This is a genomic window from Nonomuraea sp. NEAU-A123, from assembly GCF_018603905.1.
In the GTDB taxonomy this organism is placed as follows: Bacteria; Actinomycetota; Actinomycetes; order Streptosporangiales; family Streptosporangiaceae; genus Nonomuraea.
In genome coordinates, this window is the sequence record NZ_JAHFZZ010000010.1 from 93,833 (window position 1) to 109,298 (window position 15,466).

Sequence of the window (15,466 nt, forward strand, 5' to 3'; positions counted from 1 at the left end):
CGAGGCTCACCGCTCGCGGGTGAGGCGGCTCCTGACCGCCAGTCCGGCCACGGCGAGCCACGGCCCGAGCAGCAGGGCCGTACACGCCAGCGCGTACCAGAACCGCCAGGCGGCGGGCCCGGCCGCCACCTCGGCCGCCGTCCACCGCAGCAGGCTCACCAGCACGGGCAGGGCGAAGAAGGCCAGCCAGGCGGCCACCACGAACAGCCCCGCCAGCCAGAGCCAGCGGAACCAGAGCCCGGCCCGCACGTCCCGCGGGTCGGCGGCGGCCAGTTCCGCCGCCTCGCCCTCGCGGAGCCGCCCGAAGGCCCGGCGGAGCAGGAGCGTCTTGACCCGCCACAGGTCCTTGCAGCGCAGCCAGGTGATCAGCACCGCGTACAGGTCGGTGCGCAGGAAGACCATGCACTGCCAGACCATCTGGAAGACCAGGATGTACGCCACGGCGCCCAGCACGGTGTTGTCGGCGACCATCCGCCAGCCGAGCACCACGGCCAGCATCACGGAGTCGATGGCGAGCCCGGCCAGCAGCGGCCCGTAACGCCGCTTCCTGGGCACCGACCAGAGCAGCGACAGATCGGTCTCGAAGACCAGGAACGCCATCCTCCTGTCGATGCCGAACCGCGCCGGGAGGTCCAGCGCGCGGGCCGCCAGCCAGTGCCAGCCCTCGTGCACCGCGGCCAGCACCAGCGTGATCGGGTAGACCAGCAACGCGCCGAGCCCGATGTCGGACACGGCGAAGGCGTCGCCGGCGGGGTCGGGTCTGAGCGCGGGGACGAGGACCAGCGCGGCCAGGCTGAACAGGGCGGCGGCGCCGTACCCGAACCAGGCGACGCGGCCGAACAGCGGTCTGGCCAGTTCGGGGCGCAGGCCGCTCAGCCAGCGGCGGCCCTGGATGGGCGCGGTGGCGACGGGCATCCGCTCGTCGCCGGGGTCGTCTTCGTCGAGGAAGCCCAGCTCGCGCAGGGTCTCCACGAACGCGGGCACGTCCACGGGCTCGCCCGCGTACTCCTCGGCCCGCCTGGCCGTCTCCTCGACGGTCGCGCCGTTCATGAGCGCGGCGATCACCACGCCGCCGACGGCCGGGATCGAGATGAACGTGCCCGCCTCCGGGTCTCCGACCAGCACCTCCTCGCCCTCGTCCACCAGGCTGAGGCGGCGCAGCCGTACCGGCTGGGTGGTCATCGCCCGCACACCCGGCAATGGGGGTCGACGGTGAAGGGCTGGCGTTCCGGGGTCAGGCCGTTGCGCAGGTCCACCTTGATGAACGCGCCGGCGGCCTGCGGCTCCTCGAAGCGGGTCAAATAGCGCAGGGCCTCGTAGGCGAGCAGCGAGCCGATCTGCATGGCGATCGGGGCGATCAGCGTGTTCTGCTGCATCAGCTTGGCCCTGTTGCGCTCCACGAAGCCGCCCGCGGTCGGCTCGTCGAGCGCCGGCCGGTCGCTCCAGTCGCACTGGACGCACGCGCTGCGGCCCGGGTCGACCGAGTAGTAATTGACCTGCGAACGGGTCATCCCGCCCATCACCAGCGGCACTCCGGCGCCTACCGCGGCCTCGTTCACCCACAGGTGGGCCTCGGGGTGTCCGTCGAGGCCGCCCGCCACGAGGTCCACGCCGTCGACCAGGTCCTTCAGGTCGTCGGGGCCCGAGATCCAGCGGTCCACGGCGCGCACCTCGATGCGCGGGTCGTAGGCGCGTACCCACTCGGCCGCGCACTCCACCTTGGACCTGCCGATGTCGGCGTGGTGGTACAGGAACTGCCTGGCGAAGTTGCGCGGCTCCACGTCGTCTCTGTCGACCAGCGTCAGCTTGCCCACGCCGAGCCCGGCCAGGCACTGCACCAGCGAGGAGCCGCCGCCGCCGACACCGAGCACGAGCACGTGCGAACGCCTGAGCTTGCCGACGAAGGCCGCCCGCGGCTTGTCGAGCCCGGCGAACCCGCCGAAGAAGGCGAGGTTGGAGAAGTGCCTGGCGTCCAGGTCGGGGTCGCCGAGCGTACGGTCGCTCTCGCACTCGACCAGACCGAGCGCGTCGAGCGCCTCGATCGCGGAGCGCACGTCGGCCTCGTCGAGATCCACTCCCGTGTCCGCCAGCCGGCCGCGGAGTTCGGCCACCGTGCAGGGGCCGCGGTCGAGCGCCGCGAAGAGCGCCGCCACCTGGCCTTCCTCATCGCCGAGCGTGATCACCTCGCGCGGGTCGACGAGGACGAGCACGTCCTCGCCCAGCGGCTCCCACGCGCATTCCTTCAGTGCAACCCGCACCGCGTCTCCTCCGTGTTCTGGGGGATGGGTGAGGGCGGCGGCGCGCCCCCACCCGGGAAGAGCCGTCAGACAGTGCCGTTCGTGGTGGCCTTGATGGGCTCGACCTTGCGGACCTCGATCTTCATGAATCCTCCTCTCGGGGTTCGTGTGATCAATCTCCTTCACGCCACCACATTTTCGCCACAGAATCGCCATAGATCCGCCACATGCCTTCGCCGCGCGACCGCGCGGACGCGGAGGAGCGTCAGACGGGCCAAAGTGCGCGGCCCCATTGTGAACGCGCTCTCTCAATAGCTCGGATCGTTATCTAACACTCGTTGACAGGCCCATGTTATCGCCGCGAATCTGTCGAGAGAGCGCTCTCTCAGTATTCCCCAAACCTTGGAGGGCTCCATGACCCCCCGCTTCCGGCAGCTCGCCGTACCCCTGCTCACCGCCTCCCTCCTCGCCCTGGCATCGGCGTGTGGTGGCGGCGCCGCGAACAACACCGCCGGCCCGGCGGCCGCACCCGGAGAGAAGGTCAAGCTGACCGTCGGCCTCTTCGGCGACTTCGGCTTCAAGCCGCTCTACGAGGAGTACAAGAAGACCCACCCGAACATCGAGATCGTCGAGAGCGTCACCCAGTTCAACGACCACCACAACAACCTGGTCAAGCGGCTGGCCACGAACGCCGGGGCGGGTGATGTCGAGGCCGTCGAGGTGGGCTACATCAGCACGTTCACCGCCCAGCCCGGCAAGTTCGTCGACCTCAAGCAGTACGGGCTCGACAAGCGGCAGAGCGACTACCTCGACTGGAAGTGGCAGCAGGGCCTGAGCAAGGACGGGCAGCAGGTGCTGGGCCTCGGCACCGACGTGGGCGGCCTGGCCATGTGCTACCGCAAGGACCTGTTCAAGAAGGCCGGGCTGCCGACCGACCGTACCGAGGTGGGCGGGCTCTGGCCGACCTGGGAGCAGTACATCGAGACCGGTAAGAAGTTCGCGGCGGCCGGCGTGTCGGGCACCAAGTTCGTGGACGCCCCCGGTGAGATCTTCCGTGCCATGGTGAACCAGGCGCCGGTCGGGCTCTATGACGCCCAGGACCAGATCATCGTGGCCACGAACCCCGACGTGAAGAAGGCGTGGGACCTGTCCAACCAGCTCACCCAGAACGGGCTCACCGCCAAGCTCGCGGCCTTCTCGCCGCCGTGGAACACCGGCTTCGCCAAGGGGTCGTTCGCCACGATCATCTGCCCGGCGTGGATGACCGGGTTCATCCAGGAACAGGCCAAGGATGCGTCCGGCAAGTGGGACATCGCTCCCGTACCTGGTGGTTCGGGCAACAGCGGCGGCTCACATCTGATGATCCCCAAGCAGAGCAAGCATCCCAAGGAGGCGGCCGAGCTGATCGATTTCCTCACCTCCAAGGACAACCAGGCCAGGGTGTTCAAGGAGGAGGGCACGTTCCCGTCGATCCCGGCGCTGTACGACGACCCGTCGATCCAGAACTTCACCAAGCCGTTCTTCGGTGACGCGCCGATCGGCAAGATCTACTCCGCGGCCGCCAAGTCGCTCAAGCCGCAGCATCTCGGCCCGAAGGAAGCTGACGTCCGCACGGTGATCGGGGACGGTCTCGGCCGGGTCGAGCAGGGCAAGCAGACTCCCGACCAGGCGTGGGCCCAGGTTCTCGAGGACGTCAAGAAGATCAAATGAGCTCCCTTCCGCTGGCCGCCACCCGGCGGCGCGGGCGAAGCGTGCGGCACACCCTCGACGTGAGGGTGTCGCCGTACGCCTACGTCGCCCCGTTCTTCCTGCTGTTCTGCGCCTTCGGGCTGTTCCCCCTCGCCTACACGGCCTGGGTGAGCCTGCACGACTGGACGTTGCTGTCCGATGAGCACACGTTCGTCGGGCTGAAGAACTTCGGCACGCTGCTCGCCGACGGCTACTTCTGGAACGCGACGTTCAACACGCTGTCCATCGGGGTGCTGTCGACCGTGCCGCAACTGTTGCTGGCCATCTGGCTGGCGCACCTGCTGAACCGGCGGCTGCGGATGCAGACGCTGTTCAGGATCTCGCTGCTGCTGCCCAACGTCACGAGCGTGGTGGCCGTCGTGGTGATCTTCAGCCAGCTGTTCGGCCGGGACTTCGGGATGATCAACTGGGTGCTGTCCTGGTTCGGGGCCGGCAGCGTCGACTGGGCGGCGGGCACGGCGAGCTCGCACGTCGCACTGTCCACGATGATCATGTGGCGCTGGACCGGCTACAACGCGCTGATCTTTCTCGCCGCGATGCAGGCCGTACCGCGTGAACTGTACGAGGCCGCCACCATCGACGGGGCGTCCGGCTTCACCCAGCTCCGCCGGATCACCATCCCGATGATCCGGCCCACGATCATCTTCGTCGTCATCGTCTCCTCGATCGGCGCGATGCAGATCATCGCCGAACCACTGCTGTTCGGGGCGAGCAGCGGCGCCGGGGGCGGCGCCGTCAGCGGCGGGCCCGACCGGCAGTACCAGACGCTGGCGCTGTTCGTGTACGAGCAGGGGTTCACCAAGTTCGACTTCGGTTACGCCTCGGCGGCGTCCTGGCTGATGTTCCTGGCCGTGGTGGTCGTGGCGGGCGTGAACTACCTGCTGACCCGGCGGGTGAAGGGCGGGCTGCTATGAGGCTGCGTTACCTGACGCTGACCGCGGTGGCCTTCTTCTCCGCGTTCCCGCTCTACTACAGCGTGGTCGTGGCCTCCCGGCACAACTCGGCGCTGGCCGAGGTGCCGCCGCCGCTGCTGCCCGGCGGGAACTTCTTCGCCAACGTGGCCCGGGTCTTCGACACCGTGCCCTTCGGGCTCGCGCTGGCGAACTCGGTCATCGTGGCGGGGTCGATCTCTCTCGCGGTGATGTTCTTCTCGACGCTGGCCGGGTTCGCCTTCGCCAAGCTGCGCTTCAGGGGCAAGAACATCATGCTGCTGGTCACGGTCGCGACCATGATGGTGCCGACGCAGCTCGGCATCATCCCGCTCTACCTGCTCATGGTGAAACTCGAATGGACCGGGACGAACTACGCGCTGATCGTGCCGGCCCTGGTCAACGCCTTCGGCGTGTTCTTCATGACGCAGTACCTGTCCAGGGCCCTGCCGACCGAGCTGCTGGAGGCGGGCCGGGTGGACGGGTGCACGACGTGGGGGTTGTTCTGGCACGTCGTGCTGCCCGTCGCGCGGCCCGCGGGGGCGGTGCTCGGCATGCTGACGTTCATGTCGGCCTGGAACGACTACTTCTGGCCGCTGGTCGTCCTGAACCCGGACAACCCGACAGTGCAGGTCGCCTTGTCGACACTGGCCAGCGGATACGTCAACGACTATGTCCTGGGGCTGGCCGGCACGGCGGTGGGAACCCTGCCGCTGGTGCTGGTCTTCGCCCTGTTCGGTAAGCAGATCATCGGCGGAATCATGCAAGGAGCTGTTAAGGGATGATTTTCCCGGAGAACTTCGTCTGGGGGGCCGCCACCGCCTCCTACCAGATCGAGGGGGCGGTCAAGGAGGACGGGCGGGGCCAGTCCATCTGGGACACCTTCTCCCACAGCCCCGGGAACGTGGCGGACGGCGACACCGGGGATGTGGCCTGTGACCATTACCATCGGTATCGCGATGACGTCTCGCTGATGCGGGAGCTGGGGCTGGCGGCCTACCGGTTCTCGATCGCGTGGCCGCGCATCCAGCCGGACGGTCGCGGAAAGGTCAATCCTCAGGGGCTCGGGTTCTACTCCCGGCTGGTGGATTCACTGCTGGCCGCCGACATTTCGCCTTATGTCACGCTTTATCACTGGGATTTGCCGCAGGCGCTTGAGGATGAGGGCGGCTGGACAAATCGCGATACGGCGTATTATTTCGCCGAATATGCGCAGGCCGTACACGAGAAGCTGGGTGACCGCGTCGCCCACTGGACCACGCTGAACGAGCCGTGGGTCGCCGCCTACCTCGGCTACGGCAACGGCGTGCACGCGCCCGGCCGCAGGCGGGCCGGGGACGCCATGCGCTCGGCGCACCACCTGCTCCTGGGCCACGGCCTGGCCGCCAGGCGGCTGCGCTCGCTGGGCGCCGAGAACATCATGCTCGTCGTCAACTCGGCCCCCGTGCTCACCCCCGCCCAGGTCAACGACCCGCAGGCGACCCCCGACGCGGCCGACGCGGCTGCCGTGCACCGCATCCACACGCTGCTGACCAGGCAGTTCCTCGACCCCGCCCTCCAGGGCAGCTATCCGGCCGAGGTGCTGGAGGCGGCCGCGCGCAACGGCGGCACCGACCACATCCTCGACGGCGACCTGGAGATCATCAACGCCCCGATCGACCAGATCGGGATCAACTACTACAACCCCTGCGTCGTGGAGGCGGGCCCCGGCTCCCCCGCCGACCCCGCGTGGCCGGGCTCGGAGGACGTGCTCTTCCGTACCGCCGACGCGCCCACCACCGCGATGGGCTGGCCCATCGTGCCGGACGGCCTGTCCAGGCTGCTGGTTCGTCTCTCGCAGGACTACCCGGGAGTCGGCCTGATGGTCACCGAGAACGGCGCGGCCTTCGACGACGTGGTGGAGGACGGCCGGGTGCACGACACCGACCGGGTCGCCTACCTGGAGGGACACCTGCGCGAGGTGCACCGGGCCATCGCGGCGGGGGCCGACCTGCGGGGCTATCTGGTGTGGTCGCTGCTGGACAACTTCGAGTGGGCGGAGGGGTTCCGGCGCAGGTTCGGGATCGTGCACGTGGATTACGAGACGCTGGCCCGGGTGCCCAAGGACAGTGCGCTGTGGTATCGGGACGTGATCGGCAGGAACGGGCTGTAGATTCCTTCCGTGCTCTCCCACATGGCGCAAGACCATGCGACCGCCCACACCGATTCGGCGCGGCCATGAGGCGGCCGACGCTGGAGGCGGTCGCCGCACGTGCGGGGGTCTCGCGCGCCACCGCGTCCCGGGTCGTCAACGGGCAGACGACGGTGGCGCCGGACATCCGCGACGCCGTGCTGCGCGCCATCGACGAGCTGGGCTACCTGCCCAACCCGGCGGCGCGCAGCCTGGTCACCCAGCGCACCGACTCGATCGCCCTGGTCGTCTCCGAGCCACCGACCAGGGTGTTCTCCGAGGACCCGATGTTCGCCACGGCCATCCGCTCGGCCAGCGTCGAGCTGGAGGCGGCCGACAAGCAGGTCGTCCTCATGCTGGCCTCCTCCGCCAAGAGCCACGCGCGCGTGGAGCGTTACATCGCGGGCGGCCACGTGGACGGCGTCATGCTCATCTCCATGCACGGCGCCGACCCGCTCCCCACCGCACTGTCCCGCTTGCGCGTCCCGGTCGTCTCGTACGGCAGACCCGCCGTACCGATCGACATCCCGTACGTCGACAACGACAACGTCGGCGGCGCCGAGTCAGCGGTCCGCCACCTGGTCGAGTCGGGCAGACGCCGCATCGCCACGATCGCCGGCCCCCAGGACATGATCGGCGGCCAGGACCGCCTGACGGGCTACCGCAACATCCTGCGCGACTCCGACCGCCGCTCCATCGTCGCGGTAGGCGACTTCACCCGCGAGTCCGGCGCCGTGGCCATGCGCCAACTCCTGGGCGACGACCCCGGGCTGGACGCCGTCTTCGTGGCGAACGACCTGATGGCGGTGGGGGCGTTGCAGTCACTCCGCCTGGCCGGACGGCGGGTGCCGGACGACGTGGCGGTGGTGGGCTTCGACGACATAGAGGCCGCCAAGTACACCGAACCACCGCTGACCACCGTGCGACACCCGGTGGCCGAGCAGGCGGCGGCCATGGTGCGACTGCTGCTGGGCCTCTTCACCGGCGGCTCCGCCGAGCCCATCATCCTGCCCACCGAGCTGATCGTCCGCGAGTCCGCCTAAAAGCAAGGACCTCCCCTCTATCGGGCGCTTCGCGCCTTGGGGAGTCGGGCTGTGTTGCCGGGGGCTGACGCCCCCCGTTTTACCAGCATGGTCCTCGCTCTTCGCTCGGGCTGTCTCCCTCGGGGCTTCGCCATCCGGCGGGGGCCTGCCGGCCCCCGCGCCCCCGGCGGTTGACCACTTCCAGGGAACCTTGATTACCCATGCCCCGGATCAGGCGGCCTCGGGCCATGACGATGTCATCAACGTGGGAGGCTCGGACATGCTGGCAAGGTTCCGAGCGGCGAACGTCCTGTCGTTTCGCGGAGAGTTCGAGCTGTCACTACTGGTTCCCGACGGAGGTGACCGCTCGGCCCGCACCGTCGAGGGCCTTCGGATCTCCCCGGTAGCCGCTGTTTTCGGCGCCAACGCCTCCGGCAAGACGAATGTGCTCGATGCCATGCGCTGGATGCGCCACGCCGTTCTCGATTCGGTGGCCGACTGGGCACGGCTCAAAGGCGTGCCACGGCGACCATTCGCCCTGGATCGCAAGGCGAAGAACGAAACCTCATTGTTCGAGGTCGACATGGTCATTCGAGAGGACCGATACGTCTATGGGTTCGAGGTGTCCGACGAGCGGGTGGAGACCGAATGGCTGCATGCTTTCCCGCAGGGGAGCCCCCGCCGGCAAGTGTGGTTCGACCGTGACGGGGACAAGTACCGGTTTCCCAGCGACCGGCTGAAGGGCGCCAAGGAGCCGGTGGTCGAATACACCCGGCCCAACGCGCTGTTCCTCACAGCAGCCGGATCGCTGCAGATGAAGCAACTGATGCCGGTGCACGACTGGTTCAAGGACAACCTGTGGTTGGTCGGCTCGGGTGACAACCGCGACCCCTGCCCCCGATTCCATCTCCTGAATCCCGAGTTCCGTGACCGTGTCGAGGGACTGATGGCTGTCACCGACCTGGGAGTGAGCGGGGTCGAGGTCAAAGACCGGGTCACCCTCCTCCATCACGGCAAGGACGGCCCGGTGCCGTTTGACCTCCACCACCAGGAGTCCTTCGGCACGCGCGCCTGGTTCGCGCTCTTGGGACCACTGCTCAAAGCACTCAACGACGGAGCGGTGCTGCTGGTCGACGGACTCGACTCCAGCCTGCATCCGCTGGTGGTTGCCGAGGTAGTCCGGCTGTTCAAGGACCCTGTCGCCAGTCCTTTGGGCGCGCAACTCGTGTTCACCGGACACGATGCCACGTTGCTGAGCAATGCTCACGTCGAGCGCCCACTGGACCGGGAGCAGGTGTGGATCACGGAGAAAGAAAAGACCGGCGAGTCCGAGCTCTACCCGCTCACTTCGGTGGGCGTGCGCGCGGGCGAGAGTCTGGAGCGCGGATATCTGCGCGGCCGATATGGCGGGGTGCCGCGTCTCGGGCTCGGCGGCATGGCGATTGAAGTCGAGCAGCGTGCCACCGGGGCGACGCATGAGCAGTGTCGGAGAGAAAGGACGGCGGGCCGGGTGTAGCGGTCCAGGGAGCGTACGGCGAGACGTCCAGGTCTGCGGACACATGCAGGTGTCAGATCTTGAACCTCACCATTGCTCAGTCCAGGCCGGTGGTTCGGCGATCCAGCCCGCGGTGAGGATGAGGCGTGTTCTGCGGTCGATGTTGAGGAAGCCGAAGGGTCGGTCAAACGCGACGCTGATCCGCTTGGTGCGGTGGTGAGGTCGGGGAGGGACGCCGGACGCCACGGCGCCGAAGGAGGTAACGGCGGCCGCTTCGAAGCCGTCAGCCTGGAAGCCGGCGGTGCAGCTTTGCGCAGCGGCTGAGATGGCCAGGGGCTGGTCGCTGATGGCGGGAAAGTGGCCGCGGGAGATGTCGGTGACGGCGTCTAAATCACCCCCTTGCCTCCTACTCGTGCCGCCTCCGGCAGCCCTGCCGGAGGCGGCGAGGTCGCATTACGCGACGGCGGTCCCCTCAAGCTCGACCATCAGGTCGGGGATCGCCAGCCGTGTCACTCCGAGCATCGTGGTGGACGGTGCCACCCCGGCGGCGCCCAACCGCGACGCCAGCACGCCGTAGTGCTCGAAGAGCCGATCGACGTCGGTGGTGTAGACGTTGAGCCGGACGAGGTTCGCGAGGGACATGCCGGCCTCGCCGAGCACGGCCTCCAGGTTGTCGAGGCTCAGCGCCAACTGCGCCGCCATGTCATCGGCATGCTGGGGCTTGCCGTCGCCGCTCATCGCGGTCTGCCCGGCGCAGTAGAGGGTCCGGGTGTGTCCGGAGACGATCTCACCCTGGTTGTACCCCATCTCCACCGACCACGCCCACGGGTTGACCGCAGTTCGCTCCATTGCCACATCAGCTCCATTCGATTCGTATCGGCTTGGTCGCGTTAATGAGCCTCCCAACAAATCACGACATCCTGTGTCGTGTATTTCGGTAGCGTTCTCGTATGCGCGCCGACCGGTTGGTCTCGCTGGTGCTGCTGCTGCGGCAGCACGGTCGGCTGTCCGCGACCGCGCTGGCCCGCGAGCTGGAGGTATCCACCCGCACCGTGCTGCGCGACATCGAGGCGCTGTCCGCGGCCGGCGTCCCGGTCTACGCCGAACGCGGCCGGCACGGCGGATTCGCGTTGTTGCCCGGTTTCCGGACCGAGCTCACCGGACTGAACCCCGACGAGGCCCTTGCCCTGCTGGTCGCCGGATCGCGGCGCGGCGCACAGGCGTTCGGCCTCGGCTCGGCGCTCGCTTCGGCGATGCTCAAGGTGGTGGACGCGCTACCCGAAAGCTATCGGGACACCGCGGCCGGCGCGGCCGAGCGATTGCTCATCGACCCGGAGACCGACCTCCTCTCGCGTCGGCTGGTCGCTGAGGAGGTGCCTGATGCCATAGCGGCCGAGGTCCTGCGCGCGGTGTTCGCCGGACACAAGCTGCAGATCCACTACGCGGCTGTGGACCAGAGCCCGAAGTGGCGCACGGTGGACCCGATCGGCCTGGTCACCATCCGCGACCGGGGCTACTTGCTGGCCACGAGGTCGGGCGCGGACCGCACCTACCGGCTGTCCCGGGTCTTGGCCGCCAAGGAACTCGCCGAACCCGCACAGCGACCAGACCGGGTCGATCTGGACCGGGCCTGGCACGAACGCAGCACGCGGTTCCGGACCGGTGGCGACCAGGTCACCGTGCTGGTACGGGTGAACCCGGCGCGGCGGGAGGACCTGGTGGGCACCGCGCTGGCGGTCTACGTCGAAGAAACCGACGCGGACGGCTGGCTGCGGCTGGAGGTGACCTTCCAAGATCCGAGACACGCCGAATGGGCGCTGTGGCAGCTCAGCACGAACGCGGAAGCCCTGGCCCCGCAGTGGTTGCGCACCTCCCTGCACAACCGCGCCGCCGCGATCGCCGCCCGCTACGGAGTGTCATCCTGAGAGTTGTCGCCTTCCGCGGAGCGGGCGCGTTCGATCTCCGAACGGAGCCGGGCGATTTCCGCTCGGGCCGCGGCCAACTCACCCTCCAGCGCGCTCCGGGTGATCTGCTCCTGCTCAGCCTCGGCTCTGGCGACCGAGACGATCTCATCAGCCTGCCTGCGGGCATCAGCCAGCACTTTGGCGGCTTCTTCTTCGGCTGCGAGACGGGGAGCCTTGAACTGGCTCATCGCTTTGGCGGCGCGTCGCTCGGCGTTCGCCGCGCGCTGCTCTCCCTCGGCGACCAGCTTCTCAATGTTGGCCTGCGCGGTGGCATAGCGCTCAGCCGCCTCGCGAGTGGCGGCCAACTCGGCCTCATTCCGGTCCCCCGTGGGTGCTGCTTCCTGCGGGACCCGCTTGGCCCAGGTCCGCATCCTCCTGACGATACTCATGGAGTCCTCCTGGAGAGCGCTGCACCATCGCCCCCAACGCAAGCACGACCAACAGGAGTCCGCCAGTACCGCGGCCTGGCTACCGGATGACACGGTATTTCAGGTGCGTGACCAGGCCGGTGCCCGACACGTCGCCGACGGGTTCGAGGGTGATGTCCCCGACGTTGTCGAACAACCGCTCGCCCCTGCCCAGGATCACCGGCGCGACGTGCAGGCGCAGCTCGTCGATCAGCCCCGCCGCCAGGTACTGGTTCACCGTCCGCGCGCCGCCCGCGATGGCGACGTCGCGGTCGCCGGCGGCCTCGCGTGCCTGGGCCAGGGCCGCCTCGATCCCCTCGGTGACGAAGTTGAACGTCGTGCCGCCCTTCATCGGCAGCGGCGCGCGCGGGTGGTGGGTGAGGACGAAGACCGGCGCGTGGTACGGCGGCTCGTCGCCCCACCAGCCGCTCCAGTCCAGGTCCCAGGCGTCTCGGCCGGAGCCGAACATGTTGCGGCCCATGATGAAGGCCCCGGCCGCGGTGATGCCCTCGATGATCGCCGCGTGCGCCTCGGGCTCGTCGAACATCCAGCGGTGCAGGCGCTCCTCCACGCCCTCGCCGAGCGGATTCTCCAGGGTCTGGTTCGGTCCCGCCACGAAGCCGTCGAGGGACATCGCCATGTCACAGGTGACCTTGCTCATCTCACTGCCTCCCACGTTCCGGCGCTCGTCTCGCGCCGCTCACGGAAGAGTCGGAGCCGTCTTCTCATTCTGTACATACTCGGTGAGACGCCGGTCACATTTGCCGGGATCGGGTCACACTCCGGGGTGCGGCGCCGCTCTCAGTTGATGAACCCGCACCCCGGAAGGAGGAGCACACGATGAGCGAGCAGGCGACGAGCGTCTTCACCGGTTATCGCGAGCTGCTGTTCTCGATCGTCTACAACATGCTGGGCAGCGTCGCCGACACCGAGGACGTCCTGCAGGAGACCTGGCTGGCCTGGGCGCCCAGGAGCGCGGCGGGTGAGGAGATCGTCAACCCGCGCGCGTACCTGGTGCGGATCGCGGTCAACCGGGCGCTGGCCCGGCAGGAGAGCATCAGCCGCCGCCGGGAGGACTACGTCGGCCCCTGGCTGCCCGAGCCGCTCATCACCGAGCGGCCCGACACCGTGGATCCGGCGGTGCGGACCGAATCGCTGTCGATGGCGCTGCTGGTGGTGCTGGAGACGCTCACGCCGCTGGAGCGGGCGGTGTTCGTCCTGAACGAGGTCTTCGGGTACGCCCACACCGAGATCGCCGGCATCCTGGACCGCAGCCCGTCGGCGATCCGCCAGCTCGCCCATCGCGCCCGCGAGCACGTGCACGCCCGGCGCCCGCGCTACCAGGCCGACCCGCAGGTTCGGCAGGAGGTGACCGAGCGGTTCATCGCGGCCGTCGCCGGTGGCGACCTCGACGCGCTCATGCGGGTGCTGGCGCCGGACGTGATCATGTGGGCCGATGGCGGGGGCAAGGCGCGGGCGGCCGGTCTGCGTCCGGTCCACGGGCGGGACAAGATCGCCCGCATCATCGTCGGCAACGCGTCCCGGCGGCCGGTCTCTGACCTCAACATCCGTTTCCGTACGGTCAACGGCGATCCGTCGGCGCTGCTGCTGTCCGGTGACACGCCGTTCGCGGTCATCGTCCTCGATCTCGACCCCGACGGCGATCAGGTATGCGGCATCTACGCCGTGACGAACCCTGACAAACTCTCCCACCTGGAAAGAGGCACCGTATGATTCTGGTATCCGGAGCCACCGGCAACATCGGCCGGCCGCTCATCGCCGAGCTGGCCGCCAAGGGTGTGAAGGTACGCGCGCTGACCCGTACCCCCGATACGGCCCGTTTCCCCGAAGGGGTCGAGGCGTGTGACAGCGGCCGTCCCGACTTCGACGGCGTGTCCGCCCTCGTGCTGAACATCACGGGCGGCTCCGTCGCCCTGCTGGAGGCGGCCAGGGCGGCGGGGGTGCGGCGGGTCGTCACCGTCTCGGCCCTGGTCGTCGCCGAGGAGGCGGACCCGGAGGAGGGCGGTAACGCCGCGGTCCACCGGGCGCTGGAGGAGGCGGTGGAGGCCGCCGTCCAGGAATGGACGCATCTGCGCCCCGGCGCCTTCGCCGCGAACTCCCTGCGCTGGGTGCCACAGCTCCGGGCCGGAGACGTCGTCCGCGGACCGTACGCCGAGGCCCGCACCTCGCCGATCCACGAGGCGGACATCGCCGCCGTCGGCGTCCGGGCGCTGCTCGGTGACGAACTGCTGGGGCAGGCGCCCGCGCTGACCGGGCCGCAGGGGCTGACCTTCGCCGAGCAGGTGGAGATCATCGGCTCGGTGCTGGGCCGGTCGCTGCGGTACGAGGAGATCAGCGCGGACCTGGCGAAGCAGGCGATGATGGCGCACAGCCCGGGGATGCGCGGCGAGCAGTTCGACTCCATGCTGCGCTATTTCGCGGACAGCGTCGGGAAGCCGGCCCCGATCACCGACGAGGTGGAGCGGATCCTCGGCCGCCCCCCGCGCACCTACGCCGAGTGGGTCACCGACCACGCCGACGCCTTCCGGAACTGACCGTCCAAGGACCCGGCTACGAGCCCGTCTTCGTGGACCAGAGCGGACGGCTGCCGTCGTAGATGACGACGTTGCCGTCGTCCTGGACTTCGAGCCGGGCTCCCGGGTTCTTGCCGGTCTTGGAGTCCCACAGCGGCGTCGTGCCCAGGTAGACGACCAGGTTGCCGTCCTTCTGCATCTGGGTGACGGCGCCGGGGTTGCCGCCGGTCTTGGAACTCCACAGGGCCCGGCGGGCGCGGTAGAGCACCAGGTTGCCGTCCTCCTGCTGGACCAACTGGTAGTCGCCGTTGCGGGAGCGGACGTACTGGTTGGGCTTGAGCGGGTAGCCGGGGGCGAGCACGCCGATCGTGGCATGGCGGTTCCACAGCGGCGTCTTGCCGTCGTAGATCACCAGGTTGCCGTCGTCCTGCACCGCGAGGCGGGCGCCAGGACTGTCACCGGTGTTGGACGCCCACAGGGGCGTCCTACCCCGGTAGACGACCAGGTTGCCGTCGCTCTGCATGGCGGCGAACGCGCCGGGGCTGTCACCGGTCTGGCTGCTCCACAGCGGCGTGGTCCCCCGGTACAGCACCAGGTTGCCGTCCTCCTGCTGGTGCAGGACATAGGCGCCGTTGGACGAGCGTACGGAGTCGCCGGCCTTCAGCGTCTGACCGGGGTTCAGCCACACGGTACGGTCGGCACTCACCACCGCCGTGGAGTGCTTCGCCTCCGCCCAGGCCGCCGACGGGACCGAGGCCGCGGCCACCACGCTCGCCAGCGCCACCGCACCGACATATCCCAATGTCCTTCTCATCTTGCTCCCCCATAGGTGTGGATGATCAAGCGAGAAGGACGCTATCCAGACCCGGTCCGCGATCGGCCCACTTCGAAATGCCTGGAACCTTCCGTTCGGTCACAGTGCTCCGATCACCACGGCGACCAGGATCAGGGTTACGAGG

The 15,466-nt window shown here is 68.8% G+C and carries 16 protein-coding genes; 9 read left to right on the forward strand and 7 right to left on the reverse strand.

The window, feature by feature from the left end; genetic code table 11:
• Positions 1-6 precede the first annotated feature (6 nt).
• Both KLK06_RS30485 and KLK06_RS30490 read right to left on the reverse strand, forming a co-directional pair.
• The gene (locus tag KLK06_RS30485) at positions 7-1,182 is read right to left on the reverse strand and encodes a hypothetical protein (protein WP_250906272.1); all 1,176 of its coding nucleotides are present in this window, start codon (positions 1,180-1,182) and stop codon (positions 7-9) included.
• Positions 1,179-2,258, reverse strand: a complete 1,080-nt coding sequence (locus tag KLK06_RS30490) for a ThiF family adenylyltransferase (protein WP_214639104.1) — start codon at positions 2,256-2,258, stop codon at positions 1,179-1,181. Before KLK06_RS30490 ends, KLK06_RS30485 begins: the two co-directional genes overlap by 4 nt.
• Before the next feature lie 393 nt (positions 2,259-2,651).
• Between KLK06_RS30490 and KLK06_RS30495 the strand changes: the two genes are divergently transcribed.
• The 6 genes from KLK06_RS30495 to KLK06_RS30520 all read left to right on the forward strand — a co-directional run bounded on the left by KLK06_RS30495 (position 2,652) and on the right by KLK06_RS30520 (position 9,623).
• Positions 2,652-3,947: an ABC transporter substrate-binding protein gene (locus KLK06_RS30495; protein ID WP_214639105.1), complete on the forward strand. Its 1,296-nt coding sequence runs from the start codon at positions 2,652-2,654 to the stop codon at positions 3,945-3,947.
• Complete coding sequence (locus KLK06_RS30500; protein WP_214639106.1) at positions 3,944-4,900, forward strand: carbohydrate ABC transporter permease; 957 nt, start codon at positions 3,944-3,946, stop codon at positions 4,898-4,900. The genes KLK06_RS30495 and KLK06_RS30500 overlap by 4 nt, the downstream gene beginning before the upstream one ends.
• On the forward strand, positions 4,897-5,700 hold the full coding sequence (locus tag KLK06_RS30505) for a carbohydrate ABC transporter permease (RefSeq protein WP_214639107.1): 804 nt from the start codon (positions 4,897-4,899) through the stop codon (positions 5,698-5,700). Before KLK06_RS30500 ends, KLK06_RS30505 begins: the two co-directional genes overlap by 4 nt.
• The gene (locus KLK06_RS30510; protein WP_214639108.1) at positions 5,697-7,067 is read left to right on the forward strand and encodes a GH1 family beta-glucosidase; all 1,371 of its coding nucleotides are present in this window, start codon (positions 5,697-5,699) and stop codon (positions 7,065-7,067) included. The genes KLK06_RS30505 and KLK06_RS30510 overlap by 4 nt, the downstream gene beginning before the upstream one ends.
• 65 nt (positions 7,068-7,132) lie before the next feature.
• Positions 7,133-8,128: a LacI family DNA-binding transcriptional regulator gene (locus KLK06_RS30515; protein ID WP_214639109.1), complete on the forward strand. Its 996-nt coding sequence runs from the start codon at positions 7,133-7,135 to the stop codon at positions 8,126-8,128.
• A gap of 190 nt (positions 8,129-8,318) precedes the next feature.
• A complete protein-coding gene (locus KLK06_RS30520; RefSeq protein ID WP_250906273.1) occupies positions 8,319-9,623 on the forward strand; it encodes an ATP/GTP-binding protein in 1,305 nt (434 codons plus the stop codon).
• A 66-nt stretch (positions 9,624-9,689) separates the two neighbouring features.
• On the opposite strand, the gene KLK06_RS63160 is transcribed toward KLK06_RS30520, so the two are convergent.
• Together KLK06_RS63160 and KLK06_RS30530 are read right to left on the reverse strand one after the other, a co-directional pair.
• The gene (locus tag KLK06_RS63160; protein ID WP_214639342.1) at positions 9,690-9,974 is read right to left on the reverse strand and encodes a serpin family protein; all 285 of its coding nucleotides are present in this window, start codon (positions 9,972-9,974) and stop codon (positions 9,690-9,692) included.
• An 81-nt stretch (positions 9,975-10,055) separates the two neighbouring features.
• Positions 10,056-10,451 carry a RidA family protein gene (locus KLK06_RS30530; RefSeq protein WP_214639110.1) on the reverse strand — a complete coding sequence of 132 codons (396 nt, stop codon included), beginning with the start codon at positions 10,449-10,451 and terminating at the stop codon, positions 10,056-10,058.
• 101 nt (positions 10,452-10,552) lie between these two features.
• Between KLK06_RS30530 and KLK06_RS30535 the strand changes: the two genes are divergently transcribed.
• Positions 10,553-11,527 (forward strand): YafY family protein, encoded by a 975-nt coding sequence (locus KLK06_RS30535; RefSeq protein ID WP_214639111.1) that lies wholly within the window; start codon positions 10,553-10,555, stop codon positions 11,525-11,527.
• Here KLK06_RS30535 and KLK06_RS30540 read toward each other — a convergent pair.
• Together KLK06_RS30540 and KLK06_RS30545 are read right to left on the reverse strand one after the other, a co-directional pair.
• Entirely contained in the window at positions 11,509-11,937 is a 429-nt protein-coding gene (locus tag KLK06_RS30540) for a hypothetical protein (protein ID WP_214639112.1), read from the reverse strand. The two genes, KLK06_RS30535 and KLK06_RS30540, sit on opposite strands and share 19 nt — an antisense overlap.
• A gap of 97 nt (positions 11,938-12,034) precedes the next feature.
• Positions 12,035-12,634 (reverse strand): dihydrofolate reductase family protein, encoded by a 600-nt coding sequence (locus KLK06_RS30545; protein ID WP_214639113.1) that lies wholly within the window; start codon positions 12,632-12,634, stop codon positions 12,035-12,037.
• A 179-nt stretch (positions 12,635-12,813) separates the two neighbouring features.
• On the opposite strand from KLK06_RS30545, the gene sigJ reads away from it, so the two are divergent.
• Both sigJ and KLK06_RS30555 read left to right on the forward strand, forming a co-directional pair.
• On the forward strand, positions 12,814-13,707 hold the full coding sequence (gene sigJ, locus KLK06_RS30550; RefSeq protein ID WP_214639114.1) for an RNA polymerase sigma factor SigJ: 894 nt from the start codon (positions 12,814-12,816) through the stop codon (positions 13,705-13,707).
• On the forward strand, positions 13,704-14,528 hold the full coding sequence (locus KLK06_RS30555; protein ID WP_214639115.1) for an SDR family oxidoreductase: 825 nt from the start codon (positions 13,704-13,706) through the stop codon (positions 14,526-14,528). Before sigJ ends, KLK06_RS30555 begins: the two co-directional genes overlap by 4 nt.
• A gap of 16 nt (positions 14,529-14,544) precedes the next feature.
• Here the strand turns inward: KLK06_RS30555 and KLK06_RS30560 are convergent, their stop codons facing one another.
• Positions 14,545-15,321 carry a hypothetical protein gene (locus tag KLK06_RS30560; RefSeq protein WP_214639116.1) on the reverse strand — a complete coding sequence of 259 codons (777 nt, stop codon included), beginning with the start codon at positions 15,319-15,321 and terminating at the stop codon, positions 14,545-14,547.
• Between the last annotated feature and the right edge of the window lie 145 nt (positions 15,322-15,466).

Excerpts from the sequence above, each read along its gene's own strand:
- KLK06_RS30510 (WP_214639108.1), top strand. The coding sequence starts at position 5,697 with ATGATTTTCCCGGAGAACTTCGTCTGGGGGGCCGCCACCGCCTCCTAC.
- KLK06_RS30555 (WP_214639115.1), top strand. The coding sequence starts at position 13,704 with ATGATTCTGGTATCCGGAGCCACCGGCAACATCGGCCGGCCGCTCATC.
- KLK06_RS30500 (WP_214639106.1), top strand. The coding sequence starts at position 3,944 with ATGAGCTCCCTTCCGCTGGCCGCCACCCGGCGGCGCGGGCGAAGCGTG.
- KLK06_RS30495 (WP_214639105.1), top strand. The coding sequence starts at position 2,652 with ATGACCCCCCGCTTCCGGCAGCTCGCCGTACCCCTGCTCACCGCCTCC.
- KLK06_RS30515 (WP_214639109.1), top strand. The coding sequence starts at position 7,133 with ATGAGGCGGCCGACGCTGGAGGCGGTCGCCGCACGTGCGGGGGTCTCG.
- sigJ (WP_214639114.1), top strand. The coding sequence starts at position 12,814 with ATGAGCGAGCAGGCGACGAGCGTCTTCACCGGTTATCGCGAGCTGCTG.
- KLK06_RS30545 (WP_214639113.1), bottom strand. The coding sequence starts at position 12,634 with ATGAGCAAGGTCACCTGTGACATGGCGATGTCCCTCGACGGCTTCGTG.
- KLK06_RS30535 (WP_214639111.1), top strand. The coding sequence starts at position 10,553 with ATGCGCGCCGACCGGTTGGTCTCGCTGGTGCTGCTGCTGCGGCAGCAC.
- KLK06_RS30530 (WP_214639110.1), bottom strand. The coding sequence starts at position 10,451 with ATGGAGCGAACTGCGGTCAACCCGTGGGCGTGGTCGGTGGAGATGGGG.
- KLK06_RS30485 (WP_250906272.1), bottom strand. The coding sequence starts at position 1,182 with ATGACCACCCAGCCGGTACGGCTGCGCCGCCTCAGCCTGGTGGACGAG.
- KLK06_RS30540 (WP_214639112.1), bottom strand. The coding sequence starts at position 11,937 with ATGCGGACCTGGGCCAAGCGGGTCCCGCAGGAAGCAGCACCCACGGGG.
- KLK06_RS30560 (WP_214639116.1), bottom strand. The coding sequence starts at position 15,321 with ATGAGAAGGACATTGGGATATGTCGGTGCGGTGGCGCTGGCGAGCGTG.
- KLK06_RS30505 (WP_214639107.1), top strand. The coding sequence starts at position 4,897 with ATGAGGCTGCGTTACCTGACGCTGACCGCGGTGGCCTTCTTCTCCGCG.